This window comes from Streptomyces sp. NPDC023527 (genome assembly GCF_055560115.1).
This window is the reverse complement of sequence record NZ_JBVHJJ010000005.1, coordinates 309418-321857: the sequence shown is the minus strand read 5'-3', so window position 1 is coordinate 321857 and position 12440 is coordinate 309418. Positions and strand designations below refer to the sequence as shown.

General features: G+C 70.2%; 12 protein-coding genes and 2 pseudogenes. 7 read left to right on the top strand and 7 right to left on the bottom strand.

The window, feature by feature from the left end; genetic code table 11:
* Nucleotides 1-4: 4 nt before the first annotated feature.
* The 5 genes from ACZ303_RS12525 to ACZ303_RS12505 all read left to right on the top strand — a co-directional run bounded on the left by ACZ303_RS12525 (nucleotide 5) and on the right by ACZ303_RS12505 (nucleotide 4336).
* Complete coding sequence (locus ACZ303_RS12525; RefSeq protein WP_467337964.1) at nucleotides 5-1006, top strand: TIGR03842 family LLM class F420-dependent oxidoreductase; 1002 nt, start codon at nucleotides 5-7, stop codon at nucleotides 1004-1006.
* Nucleotides 1007-1473: 467 nt separating this feature from the next.
* The gene (locus ACZ303_RS12520) at nucleotides 1474-1677 is read left to right on the top strand and encodes a cold-shock protein (protein WP_467337962.1); all 204 of its coding nucleotides are present in this window, start codon (nucleotides 1474-1476) and stop codon (nucleotides 1675-1677) included.
* 326 nt (nucleotides 1678-2003) lie between these two features.
* On the top strand, nucleotides 2004-3518 hold the full coding sequence (locus ACZ303_RS12515) for a DEAD/DEAH box helicase (RefSeq protein ID WP_467337960.1): 1515 nt from the start codon (nucleotides 2004-2006) through the stop codon (nucleotides 3516-3518).
* 47 nt (nucleotides 3519-3565) lie between these two features.
* On the top strand, nucleotides 3566-3970 hold the full coding sequence (locus ACZ303_RS12510) for a CBS domain-containing protein (RefSeq protein WP_467337959.1): 405 nt from the start codon (nucleotides 3566-3568) through the stop codon (nucleotides 3968-3970).
* 54 nt (nucleotides 3971-4024) lie between these two features.
* Nucleotides 4025-4336: an SCO5918 family protein gene (locus tag ACZ303_RS12505; RefSeq protein ID WP_467337958.1), complete on the top strand. Its 312-nt coding sequence runs from the start codon at nucleotides 4025-4027 to the stop codon at nucleotides 4334-4336.
* Between the two features lie 110 nt (nucleotides 4337-4446).
* Here the strand turns inward: ACZ303_RS12505 and ACZ303_RS12500 are convergent, their stop codons facing one another.
* From ACZ303_RS12500 to ACZ303_RS12485, 4 genes are all read right to left on the bottom strand, one after another.
* Entirely contained in the window at nucleotides 4447-4806 is a 360-nt protein-coding gene (locus tag ACZ303_RS12500) for a hypothetical protein (RefSeq protein WP_467337956.1), read from the bottom strand.
* 248 nt (nucleotides 4807-5054) lie between these two features.
* On the bottom strand, nucleotides 5055-6470 hold the full coding sequence (locus ACZ303_RS12495; protein ID WP_467338208.1) for a phytoene desaturase family protein: 1416 nt from the start codon (nucleotides 6468-6470) through the stop codon (nucleotides 5055-5057).
* A gap of 36 nt (nucleotides 6471-6506) precedes the next feature.
* The gene (locus tag ACZ303_RS12490) at nucleotides 6507-7334 is read right to left on the bottom strand and encodes an inositol monophosphatase family protein (protein ID WP_467337954.1); all 828 of its coding nucleotides are present in this window, start codon (nucleotides 7332-7334) and stop codon (nucleotides 6507-6509) included.
* A gap of 87 nt (nucleotides 7335-7421) precedes the next feature.
* Complete coding sequence (locus ACZ303_RS12485; RefSeq protein WP_467337952.1) at nucleotides 7422-9227, bottom strand: gamma-glutamyltransferase family protein; 1806 nt, start codon at nucleotides 9225-9227, stop codon at nucleotides 7422-7424.
* Between the two features lie 130 nt (nucleotides 9228-9357).
* Between ACZ303_RS12485 and ACZ303_RS12480 the strand changes: the two are divergent.
* Both ACZ303_RS12480 and ACZ303_RS12475 read left to right on the top strand, forming a co-directional pair.
* Nucleotides 9358-9897: pseudogene (locus ACZ303_RS12480) on the top strand (lipoate--protein ligase family protein); the annotation flags it as partial.
* A gap of 232 nt (nucleotides 9898-10129) precedes the next feature.
* Nucleotides 10130-10564 carry a VOC family protein gene (locus tag ACZ303_RS12475; protein ID WP_467337950.1) on the top strand — a complete coding sequence of 145 codons (435 nt, stop codon included), beginning with the start codon at nucleotides 10130-10132 and terminating at the stop codon, nucleotides 10562-10564.
* Between the two features lie 72 nt (nucleotides 10565-10636).
* On the opposite strand, the pseudogene ACZ303_RS12470 reads toward ACZ303_RS12475, so the two are convergent.
* The 3 genes and pseudogenes from ACZ303_RS12470 to ACZ303_RS12460 form a co-directional block, all read right to left on the bottom strand.
* Nucleotides 10637-11401 (bottom strand): annotated as a pseudogene (locus ACZ303_RS12470) (transposase); the annotation flags it as partial.
* A 42-nt stretch (nucleotides 11402-11443) separates the two neighbouring features.
* Nucleotides 11444-11791 (bottom strand): hypothetical protein, encoded by a 348-nt coding sequence (locus tag ACZ303_RS12465; RefSeq protein ID WP_467337948.1) that lies wholly within the window; start codon nucleotides 11789-11791, stop codon nucleotides 11444-11446.
* 15 nt (nucleotides 11792-11806) lie between these two features.
* The gene (locus ACZ303_RS12460; RefSeq protein WP_467337946.1) at nucleotides 11807-12259 is read right to left on the bottom strand and encodes a hypothetical protein; all 453 of its coding nucleotides are present in this window, start codon (nucleotides 12257-12259) and stop codon (nucleotides 11807-11809) included.
* Between the last annotated feature and the right edge of the window lie 181 nt (nucleotides 12260-12440).

Below are 12440 nucleotides of genomic sequence, written 5' to 3'. Positions count from 1 at the left end.
CACCGTGGACTTCGGACTCGTCCTCCAGACCGACCCGCCGGCCGGCGACGTGGTGGACCTCATGCGCCGCGCCGAGGGCGCCGGCTTCCGCTATGGCTGGACGTTCGACTCGGCCGTGCTGTGGCAGGAGCCCTTCGTCATCCTCAGCCGCATCCTCGACCACACCGAGCGGATCATCGTCGGTCCCATGGTCACCAACCCCACCACCCGCACCCCCGAGGTCACGGCATCCACCTTCGCCACCCTCAACGACATGTACGGCAACCGCACCGTGTGCGGCATCGGCCGCGGCGACTCGGCGATGCGGGTGGCCGGCCGCAAGCCCAACACCCTGGCCACCCTGCGCGATGCGATGCGGATCATCCGCGAGCTGGCCGAGGGCCGCGAGGCGGACGTCGGCGGTACGACCCTGAAGCTGCCCTGGGTGCGGGACGGCCGGCTGCCCGTCTGGATGGGGGCGTACGGCCCCAAGGCGCTCGCCCTCGCCGGCCAGGAGGCCGACGGCTTCATCCTCCAGCTCGCCGATCCGTTCCTGACCGAGTGGATGATCAAGGCCGTCCGCACCGCCGCCTCCGACGCCGGCCGCGATCCGGACTCCGTCACCATCTGCGTCGCCGCGCCCGCCTATGTGGGCGACGACCTGGAGCACGCGCGCGAGCAATGCCGCTGGTTCGGCGGCATGGTCGGCAACCACGTCGCCGACCTCGTCGCGCGCTACGGCGAGCACTCCGGGCTGGTGCCCGAGGCCCTCACCGCGTATATTGAGCGGCGCCACGGCTATGACTACAGCCATCACGGCCGGGCCGGAAACCCCTCCACGGACTTCGTCCCCGACGAGATCGTCGACCGCTTCTGCCTCCTGGGCCCGGCCTCGGCACACCGCGAACGGCTGGAGGAGCTACGCGCGCTGGGCGTGGACCAGTTCGCGGTGTACGCCATGCACGACGCGAAGGAGGCCACGATCGACGCCTACGGCTCCGCGATCATCCCCGCATTCCATGCCTAAGCGGCTTCAGGCCCCATCACCATGATGTTCGGCACCCGCGCGGCCGCCACTGTCGCCCAGGTCGCCCAGGGTGTGGCCAGGGGCGATGGCGTACTGCCCATCGCCCATCGCCCGCCGCTCGCGCTGGCGGACATGGCCATGAAGGGCGGCCGCTCTCCCCGAAACGCTGTGCTCCGGGTGGACCAATATCTGCGACCGCGAGGTGAGGGTTTAACCCACCATGCGGGGAGTGTTTTTACCGCAATGAACAGAGTGGAATTATTTACCGTACACGGGCCACCATCGCATGCTACTGTCGATCTCAGTTGCAGTTGTGGTTCCCAAAAACTTCAAGCGCCTTCGCCGGCTGTTTTCAGCCGCTGGAAGCGTTTTTGTATTGCCGGTCATTTTCCGGGCGGGGCATCATCGCGGCGACCCGGTATCCGTGCATTGCGGGTCCCGGCGTACTGCCTCAAAGGAGATATGACATGGCGTCTGGCACCGTGAAGTGGTTCAACGCGGCAAAGGGTTTCGGCTTCATCGAGCAGGACGGCGGAGGCGCTGACGTGTTCGCCCACTTCTCGAACATCGCTGCCGAGGGCTTCCGTGAGCTGGTCGAAGGCCAGAAGGTCACCTTCGATATCGCGCAGGGCCAGAAGGGCCCGACGGCCGAGAGCATCGTCCCCGTCTGACGCTGACGCGCACTTCGCAGCTGGGGCCCGCATCCCTCGGGGTGCGGGCCCCAGCTGCGAGCATTTCCCGCGGTGGTTCCACCCGTGGGGCAATCGTCACCCGCAGCCACTTCTCCAAGGCTGCTCGCCTCTTCGGAGCCGCACCCGGTCGGCGTCGTGGTTTCACATCCACCTGACGTCACCCATTCCATCGCCTGCACCCCGCACCTCGGATTCACCGCAGGCCAGATGCTTTCGAAATTCATTCGGCCCGTTCTTGTGATTCCCCGCGCTGCTCTTCCGCTGCGGGAATTCCTTGATACGTGCCGTATCAAGGAAGGTTCTGAATGAACCCCACACGTACGAACGACCGTTCCTCCCGCACCCGTAGCCGCACCGGAGGCCCCGCTTTCGGCTCCGGCGCCGGTTCAGGCCGGGGCAGCCGCTTCGGCTCGCCCGCCCCGAGCCGTTCAGGGAGTCCGAGCCGCCAGGGCGGCCACGGCCGACGGCCCGTAACGGTCCAGGGCGAGTTCGCTCTGCCGGAGACGATCACTCCCGCCCTGCCCGCCGTCGAGGCGTTCGCCGACCTCGACATGCCCGAGCAACTGCTGGCCGCACTCACCGCGCAAGGCGTGAGCGTCCCGTTCCCGATCCAGGGCGCGACCCTGCCCAACACCCTCGCGGGCCGCGATGCCCTCGGTCGCGGGCGCACCGGCTCCGGCAAGACCCTCGCCTTCGGCCTGGCCCTGCTGGCCCGCACCGCCGGACAGCGCGCCGAGCCCCGCCAGCCGCTCGCCCTGATCCTCGTGCCGACGCGTGAGCTGGCGCAGCAGGTGACCGACGCACTCGCCCCGTACGCCCGCTCGGTCAAGCTGCGCCTGGCCACCGTCGTCGGCGGAATGTCGATCGGCAGGCAGGCCGGTGTGCTGCGCGGTGGTGCCGAGGTCGTCGTCGCGACGCCGGGCCGCCTCAAGGACCTCATCGACCGTGGTGACTGCCGGCTGAACCAGGTCGCGATCACGGTCCTGGACGAGGCCGATCAGATGGCCGACATGGGCTTCATGCCCCAGGTCACCGCGCTGCTGGACCAGGTCCGCCCCGAGGGCCAGCGGATGCTGTTCTCCGCCACCCTGGACCGCAACGTCGATCGCCTGGTCCGCCGCTACCTCACCGATCCGGTCGTCCACTCCGTCGACCCGTCCGCGGGTGCGGTCACCACGATGGAGCATCACGTGCTGCACGTCCACGGCGCCGACAAGCACCGGACGACGACGGAGATCGCGGCGCGCGAGGGCCGGGTGATCATGTTCCTGGACACCAAGCACGCCGTCGACCGGCTGACGCAGGACCTGCTGAACAGCGGTGTGCGGGCCGCCGCCCTGCACGGGGGGAAGTCGCAGCCGCAGCGCACCCGGACCCTGGCCCAGTTCAAGACCGGGCACGTCACCGTGCTCGTCGCGACGAACGTCGCGGCGCGCGGCATCCACGTCGACAACCTCGACCTCGTCGTCAACGTCGACCCGCCGACCGACCACAAGGACTACCTCCACCGCGGTGGCCGTACCGCGCGGGCCGGCGAGTCCGGCAGCGTCGTCACCCTGGTCACCCCCAACCAGCGCCGCGACATGACCCGCCTCATGACGGCCGCCGGCATCGTGCCCCGGACCACCCAGGTCCGCTCCGGCGAAGAGGAGCTCAGCCGGATCACCGGCGCCCAGGCTCCCTCCGGCATCCCCGTGACGATCACCGCGCCGGTGGCCGAGCGTCGTAAGCGCGGCGCGGCCTCACGCGGCCGACGCAGCCCCGCTTCGGCTACCCGGCGCGTGACCGTGCGGCAGTCCTCCTTCGACGCGGCGGCCTGAGACCTTCGTGATCAGGGAAACGGACCCATCTCCGCAGGAGGCACGTTTTGACGCTGGTTCAGATGCAGCCCCGCTCGGCGCATGCCACCCCCGTGCGCAGTACGGCGGCCGACGCCATGGACGCAGCCGGACCGCAGGTCTGTGACGACATGACCGTCGAGGTCGCCCTGTCCGTCATGGCCGGCGCCCGCACCGGGCACCTGCTCGTCTGCGACAACGACGACCTGTGCACCGGACTGGTCACCCAGGCTCAGCTCGCCGCAGTCCGCGACAGCCCCGCGTATACGGACCGGCTCCAGCTGCGCGACATCCTGGGCGCCCGCGGGCCGTTCACCTCGGCCATGACCACGATGATCGAAGCCGAGCACGCGATGTGCTGCCGCCGGCTCGATGCCCTGCCTGTCGTCGACGAGCGGGGCAGTGCTCCGGGCGTCCTCCCCCTTGCCGGCTGAACCGCCTCACCGCGGCAGAACCATCCCCCTTCGTTCTTCTCCTTGTGAGGCATCATGCGCTGTGTCATCGCCCGCTTCCCGTTCGACCTCACCAAGAGCGGCGTCCTTGAATCGATGAAGGGCGTCAAGCCCGAGCAGGTCTTCGGCGAATCCGTGATCATCGGCCGCCGCACCTACCCCGTCAAGCAGGTCGGCCAGGTCATCACACGCCAGGACCGCCGCGATTTCAGTGCCGGCGAAGTCCTCCGGGCCATGACCCAGCTGGGGTTCACCTGCCGCGGCCTGCCCCAGGCCGCCGCGCCCACGCGCGCCCTCAGCCCGTTCCAACAGGCTTCCGCGATGCTCGGCGCCCCTGCGGCCGTCTGACCGACGGGCAGGCGCGAGCCGCCACCAAAAAAGCAGTGAGGGTCCGACCGGGAGACGCCGGTCGGACCCTCACCGCGTAACGACGGGATTCTCAGCGCGCGGCGGCAGGGTCAGTGATCGGAGTAGCTGAAGTCACCCATGGTCCAGGCACTGACGTCCTCGATCGCCACGCGGTACATCCCGCCCGTCTCCGGGATGCCCACCGAGCCCTGCAGAATCCGCGCCACATGGAAATGCAGATGTGTGGGCGGCCCCTCCTTGCTCGTCGTGGCGGTGAAGACGGCGGAGAAATCGCTCAGGCGGGCCGAGTCCGCCAGGACCTCCGACACCCGCTGCCTCCAGACGGCTTCGGGAGCCAGCCGACCCGTGATGACAGCACCGCCGGCGACCACGGTCAGAGACATCTGATTGCTGTGCCCGGACTCCACCTGGGCGGCGACGTCAACGAGCAGTTCGTCAGGCTTCGACATGAGAGGCGATTCTAATCACCGGCTGTCCGGTCAGCCTAAGCAGTGGTGCTCCATGGACGTCGTCCGCGACCTGGCCGAGGGCCGCGCTTGAGCCCGTGGCGGCCCACCGCGAGCGCCTGGAGGAGCTGCGCGCGATGGGAGTCGGCCAGTTCGCGGTCGACGCGAAGAAGGCCATCGACGCGTACGGGCAGCCCCTGACCTGACCCCCGGGCGGTAGGCAGGGGGGAGCGGGGCGGAGCCCGTGGCGCCTAGCCGGCGGAGCCGCTCCGCAGGCGCCGCCACACCGCCTTGGCCGCGTGGTGGCCGCACATCCCGTGCACCCCCGGCCCCGGCGGCGTCGCCGAGGAGCACAGGAAGACGGCGGGGTGGGCGGTGGCGTAGGGCACGCGGGCGAGCTTGGGACGGATCAGCAGCCGCAGGCCGGCGACGGAGCCGGTCGCGATGTCACCGCCGATGTAGTTGGCGTTGCGCGCGGCGAGCTGCGGGGGGCCGGCGGTGGCGCGGGCCAGCACCAGATCGCGGAAGCCGGGCGCGAAGCGTTCGATCTGGCGCTCGATCACCTCGGTGGCGTCGCCCGTCCAGCCGCTCGGCACATGCCCGTACACCCAGAAGGTGTGCTTGCCCTCGGGCGCCCGGGTCGGGTCGAAGAGGCTGGGCTGCGCGGTGATGAGGAAGGGGACGTCCGGGTCGCGGCCGTCGACGGCGGCGCGCAGGGCGGCGCCGATCTCCCCGTAGGTCGGGCCGACGTGGACCGTGCCGGCCCGGCGGGCCTCCGGCGACGTCCAGGGCACCGGGCCGCTCAGCGCGTAATCGATCTTGAACACGCTGGGGCCGTAGCGGAAGCGGCGATAGGCGTCGCCGAGCCCGGCGATCCGGGCCAGGGCGGTCGGCGAGGTGTCGAAGACATACGCGCGGGCCGGCGGCAGCTCGTCCAGGCGCTTGACCTCGAAGCCGGTGTGCACGGTGCCGCCGCAGGCGCGCAGATACGAGGCGAGGGCGTCGGCGACGGCCTGGGAGCCGCCGCGCGGCACGGGCCAGCCGCCCGCGTGCGCCGCGAGCGCGAAGATCAGGGCCATCCCGCCGGTCCCGAGCCCGGTGAGGGGCGCGATGCCGTGTGCGGACAGCCCCGCGAACAGCGCCTTCGCCTTCGCGTCACGGAAGCGGCGGGTCAGCAGGGCCGCCGGCTGGGCGGCGACCAGGCCGAAGCGCGCGTACAGCGCCGGATCGCGCGGCAGCCCGTCCCACTGGGTGCGCAGGAAGTCCGCGGCCACCGTCTCCCACCGGCCGTGGAAGGGCGCCACGAGCCGCCGGTAGACGCCCGCGTCGTGCGGCCCGAGCGAGTGGGCGCTCTCGCCCACGGCACGGGCGAGCACCGCGGCGGTGCCGTCGGGGAAGGGGTGCGCCATGGGCAGCTCGGGGTGCAGCCACTCGAGGCCGTGCCGGGCCAGCGGCATCGCCCGGAAGGCGGGCGAGCCCGCGCCGAGGGGGTGCACGGCGGAACACGGGTCGTGGCGGAAGCCGGGGAGCGTGAGCTCCTCGGTGCGCGCCCCGCCGCCGATGGCCTCAGCGGCCTCGAACACCTCGACGGACAGGCCGCGGCGGGCCAGTTCCACGGCGGCGGTCAGCCCGTTGGGCCCGGCGCCTACGACGACCGCGTCGAGCATGCTTGGCACCGGCGCCACTCCCCTCGTCCCTGTGGGTCAGCCGGCGGACGCCAGCAGGCCCAGGATATGCCGGAGCGTCACCTCGTCCCGCGCGGAGGCGAAGGGCAGGGCGTTGCCGCCGCCGGTCCGGAAGGGCTCGCCCGCGACGGTCCCGCTCGCGCCGCCCGCCTCGGCGACCAGCAGCAGCCCCGCCGCGTGGTCCCAGGCGTTCTCCCACGAGAAGGCCGTGGCGTCGATGATCCCGCGTGCCACGTTCAGGTATTCGAGGCCGGCGGAGCCGCAGGGGCGCGGGGCGACACCGTCGGTGCGCAGGGCGTCCAGGACGCGCTTCTGCTCGTCGTCGGTGAAGTCGTAGTGCGATATGGCGACTTCGAGGACCTTGCCCGGCTCGGGCGCTCCGGAGCGCAGCGGCACGCCGTTGAGCAGCGCTCCGCCGCCGCGGCGCGCGATCGCCATCAGGTCCAGGGCGGGCGCGTACGTCCAGGAGGCGAGCAGCTCGCCGTGGTGGGCCAGGCAGACGAGCGTCGCGAACCCGGGGTCGCCGTGGACGAACTGCCGGGTGCCGTCGACCGGGTCGACGATCCACACCGGGTCCTCGCCGCGCAGCGCGTCGAGCACGCCCGCGTCGGCGTGCACCGCCTCCTCGCCCACGACCACGGAGCCCGGCAGCAGGGACGTGAGGGAGGCGGTCAGGTGCTCCTCGGCGAGCCGGTCGGCGACGGTCACCAGGTCGTGCGGGCCGTTCTTCTCGACGATCTCGTGCGCGGCGAGCTGCCGGAAGCGGGGCACGATCTCGGCGGCGGCCGCCTTGCGGACCGCCTCCTCGACGTCGTTCAGGTCACCTGCGAGAAAGTCATCGATCATACGTCCATCGAATCACGCCGCACTGACAAGCGGGGGTGTGGTGATGGCCTCATGACGTCCGGCCGGCGTCCCGGAGGTGAACGCCGCTCAGCGCCCCACCGCGTAACCCTGCATGCCGCGCGGGTTGGCGGCCGCCGACAGTACGCCCGTGCGCGGGTCCCGCGCGACCGCGCACAGCCGCCCCTCCGACCACGGGCCGCCGACCGTGACGTCATGGCCCCGGCGGCGCAGCTCCGCGATCGTCCGTTTCCCGACGCGCGACTCGACGGTGACGGCGCCGGGGTTCATGGCGCGCGGGTGGAAGGAGCTGGGGAAGGACTCCTGGTGCCAGTTGGGCGCGTCGACGGCCCCTTGCAGATCGAGGCCGCCGCGTACCGGCCGGCGCAGCGCGACGGCGAGGAAGAAGTGCAGCTGCCACTGGTCCTGCTGGTCGCCGCCGGGCGAGCCGAACGCCAGCACCGGCTCCCCGTCGCGCAGGGCCAGGGACGGGGTCAGCGTGGTGCGCGGCCGGCGGCCGGGGGTGAGGGAATTGGGCAGGCCGGGTTCGAGCCAGGCCATCTGCAGGCGGGTGCCGAAGGGGAAGCCGAGCTCGGGCACCACAGGATTGGACTGGAGCCAGCCGCCACTGGGCGTCGCGGAGATCATGTTGCCCCAGCGGTCGACGATGTCGAGGTGGCAGGTGTCACCGCGGGTGGCACCGTCGGCCGCGACCGTCGGCTCGCCCGCGCCCATGCCGGCGCCGGCCGCCCTCTGCTGGGAGAGGCAGGGCGGACGGGGCAGGAGCGGCGTGCGGCCGTCGGGGCTGCCGGGCCGCAGGGCGTATGAGGCGGTGTCGCCGATCAAGGTGCGGCGGGCGGCGTTGTAGCCCGCCGAGAGGAGGGTGCGCAGCGGCACGTCGTCGGCGGCGTCCCCGTACCACGCCTCACGGTCGGCCATGGCGAGCTTGCCGCCCTCGACGAGGGTGTGGACGTAGTCCGGCGTTCCGTATTCCGGGATGTCGGGGACCTCCGGGAGCAGGGCGAGCTGCTGGAGCAGGACCGGACCCTGCGACCAGGGGCCGGCCTTGCAGAGGGTCCAGCCGTTCCAGTCGTGGGTGACGGGTTCCTCGTACGTGGCGCGGAAGTGGGCGAGGTCGTCGCCGGTGAGGGTGGCGGTGTGCCGTTCGCCCGAGGTGTCGAGGGTGGGCCGGGCGGCGGTGCGCAGGAGGGCGTCGGCGACGAAGCCCTCGCGCCAGACGCGGCGGGCGGCGTCGATGCGCCGCTCGCGGCTGCCGCCGGCTGCGTCGGCCTCGGTGAGCAGGCGGCGCCAGGTGGCGGCGAGTGCGGGGTTCCGGAAGAGCGTGCCGGGGGTGGGCGGGCGGCCGTCCGGCAGGTACAGCGCGGCGGAGGCCGTCCACTCGGTCGTGAAGAGTTCCCGCACGGTCTCGACGGCCCGGCGGACGTTCCCGACGGGGGCGTGGCCGTGCTCGGCGTAACCGATGGCGTAGGAGAGGACGTCGGAGAGCGGCTTGGTGCCGTGGTCGCGCAGCAGCAGCATCCAGGCGTCGAAGGCGCCCGGCACGGCCGCCGCGAGCGGCCCGGTGGCGGGGACCAGGTCCAGACCGAGCGAGCTGTAGTGGGCGACGCTCGCCCCGGCCGGCGCCGGGCCCTGCCCGCAGAGCACCCGCACCGGGCCGCCCGCCGGGGCGAGCAGGGCGGGCACCTCGCCGGCCGGCCCGTTGAGGTGCGGCTCGACCACGTGCAGGACGAAGCCGGCGGCGACGGCCGCGTCGAAGGCGTTGCCGCCGCCCTCCAGCACGGCCATCGCGGACTGCGAGGCCAGCCAGTGGGTGGAGGAGACCATGCCGAAGGTGCCCTGAAGGGTGGGCCGGGTCGTGAACCCCGAGGAAGACATGGCCACCAGCCAGCCAGACGGCCGCACCCCCGCGCAATACCGCCGGAAGCGGTTCCCGCGGACGGAGCTACGGTGGATGACGCTGTCGGCCGTGCGGTCCGGCCGGAGAGAACAAGCTGGAGGATGCGCCGTGCACGGTGAGTGCAAGGTGCCGGGCGGCAAGCTCGTCGTCGTGGATCTGGAGGTCGACGGCGGGGCGCTGCGCGACGTGCGGGTGGCCGGGGACTTCTTCCTGGAGCCCGACGAGGCGCTCCTCGACATCAACCGTGCCCTGGAGGGCGCCCCCGCCGACACTCTCGCCCCCCAGCTCGCGGCCCGCGTCGACGCGGCGCTGCCGGAGGGCACCGTGATGTTCGGCTTCACCTCGGAGGCGGTGGGGATCGCGGTCCGCCGGGCGCTGGCGCATGCCACCGACTGGACGGACTACGACTGGCAGCTCGTCCACGACGGCCCCCAGCCGCCCGCCCCGCACATGGCGCTGGAGGAGGTGCTGACGGCCGAGGTGGCGGCCGGGCGGCGGCCCCCGACGCTGCGCGTGTGGGAGTGGGGCGCCCCGGCCGTCGTCATCGGCAGCTTCCAGTCGCTGCGCAACGAGGTCGACCCCGAGGGCGCGGAACGGCACGGGATGACGGTGGTGCGCCGGATCAGCGGCGGCGGGGCCATGTTCGTCGCATCGCAAAGGCACTACAGCACTGCGGCCCAAGGGTTGTCCCGTAACTGATCTTTGGTACGAGAGTGGTTGGCCGGGGTTGGATCCTGGGTCCCATCTCTCTTGGGAGGCACCGCCCTCGGTTCACCCCTGCGACCGCACGACACAGCAGCGGATGGCAAGGGCCGTAGTCCCGGCAACGTGCGACCCGCCCGCCCGGAGAGATGAGCAGGGCCCCTGTTATCGTGCGCCGATGTCAATGATCAAGCAGTTCCAAGTGACCTTCGACTGCGCGGATCCTGCGCGTCTCGCCGGCTTTTGGTGCGAGGTGCTGGGGTACGTCGTACCTCCGGTCCCGACGGGGTTCGCCACTTGGGAGGACTACCATCGCTCACTGCCGCCGGAGGATCAGGTGATCTACTTCGCGTGCAGTGATCCCTCGGGCGTGGGCCCGCGCGTGCTCTTCCAGCGCGTTCCCGAAGGGAAGGTCGTCAAGAACCGGCTGCATCTTGACGTGCGGGCCGGTCTCGGGCTCGTGGGTGAGGAGCGGCTGGCCACGCTTGAAGCCGAATGCGCACGGCTGGTCGCGCTTGGCGCGGTACATGTGCGAACGATGCGCGCCGATGGCGAGAACGAGTCCTGCATCGTGATGCAGGACATTGAGGGCAACGAGTTCTGTCTCGCCTGAGGATCCTCCGACTCGGCGAGGTAGGGAGCCGTCTCCCATAGACCCCTTTGGTCTCGTATGCGGCGGGAGTTGTCCCGCGAGAGCAAGGTTGTGCAGCCGGGCGATGCCGAGGATGGCGTGGTGGACGCCGTCGCCTTTGAGGCGGCAGTCACGCAGGATCTTCCAGGTCTTCATGCGGGCGAAGACGTGCTCGACGCGGGCGCGGACTTGCTTGTGGGACTTGTTGTGCGCCTGCTTCCCGTCGGGCAGTTCTTCGCCCTTGCGGCGCCGCTGGGGCATGAGGAGTCCGGTGCCGGGGTAGCCGCCGTCGGCGATCGTTGTCGTCTGTCCGACGGCGGCCCTCGCGCCGGATTCTGCCCACGCCTTGCAGTCATTGCGTTTGCCCGGCAGAGGGCGGCCGATGACGACGACCAGGCGGCTGTCGGCGTCGATGACAACCTGGTGGTTGGTGGAGTACCGGTAGTTCTTCGACTGCTCGGCGACCGTGTGGTCGCGGGTGGGCACCAGGGTGCCATCCACGATGAGCACGGCGTCCTTCGCGAAACGCTGTCGAGGCTGGAGAGCGAGCAGGGGACCGAGATGGTTGATGATGCGGTCTGCAGCCGACTTGGATACTCCGAACAATGGGGCGAGTTGGCGCATCGTCAAGTTCGTGCGCCAGTAAGCCGCGACCAATAGCAGCCGGTCCTCCAAGGGCAGGCCCCATGACCGCCCCCGGCGGACCGTGCCAGCTTCCTTGCGCCGCAGTACGGTCACCAGCTTGCGGAACTGGCGCGAGCCGAGCCCTGTGAACGGACCTGTCCAGGACGACTCCGACGCCGTGATCACACTAGCCACCGCAAGATCGTCTCACCGTGAGCAGCGGTTACGGGACAGCCCTTAGCTTCGAATGAAGCCTTCCGCATCAGGAGCGGTTCTCTTCGCCTTGGTGTGGAACCACTCGACGAGATGAGTGCCGTAGAGCATGGCCGCGAAATCCGGATCCCATTCTGCACTCAGGTCAGGCACCACTCGCTGATCCCACACAAAAGTGACTCCCGAGTGCGTTGCCATGGAGAACGAAGCGGAGACCCAGACTTCGTCACCTTCGTGCCGCAAGGCTAGGCCCTGTAGAGCACCGCAGCCCTCTTCAGATTCGAGATCATTCCGCAGTCTGGGTTCGACAGCCTGGCGGAATTGATCAATCCATTGGTCAGGCTCTACCTCGTCGTGCGACTCAATCACCATGCTCCCTCGATGGCGTCACTCAATAAACGCTGTGATGATGCCGACCGGGCGGTGGTCGGACGGCGCCTCACGCTCAGAGTAGACCACCCTGAACGTTCCCCCAGTGACCATCTGAGCCCTGACAATGACTTTGGTCTTGTCGAACTTGTCGTCCTTGTAATCACCGTCCCTCAGGGTGTCGGATATCCAAGCGAAGAGAGAGTAATCATTCTCGGGATGTCCCTCTTGGATGTGCTTGTAGCCGAAGGATGAGTCACCGTCCCTCAGTGGCACGTCGTCGCCATTCCTGGAGAAAAACGTGGTGACCACCGACCACTTATCGCGGTTGATTTCGGTCGAGGTCGACTGCGAACTAACCGCTTTCGGGCTTCCGGCCGCTACGGCCGGCTCCGCCGATACGCCAAGGAGTCCGGCACAGGCGAAGGAGGCAGCGGCAATACCTGCCAGGAGCTTCCGTGCTATGCGCATGATCTTCCCCTTTCGGTCGGTGTCGTCTGCGAATGAAAGCCAAGCAGCGTTTAGCCGAATGGAGGAGATCGAAATAAGACGCTCCGGTTCGCCATCAATAATCCATCGATTGGCTTCCGCCTGTGTTGCGGCACCCCTGGCGTGACCGAATCGCTTTATGTGCGACAGTGAATCTCCGCCC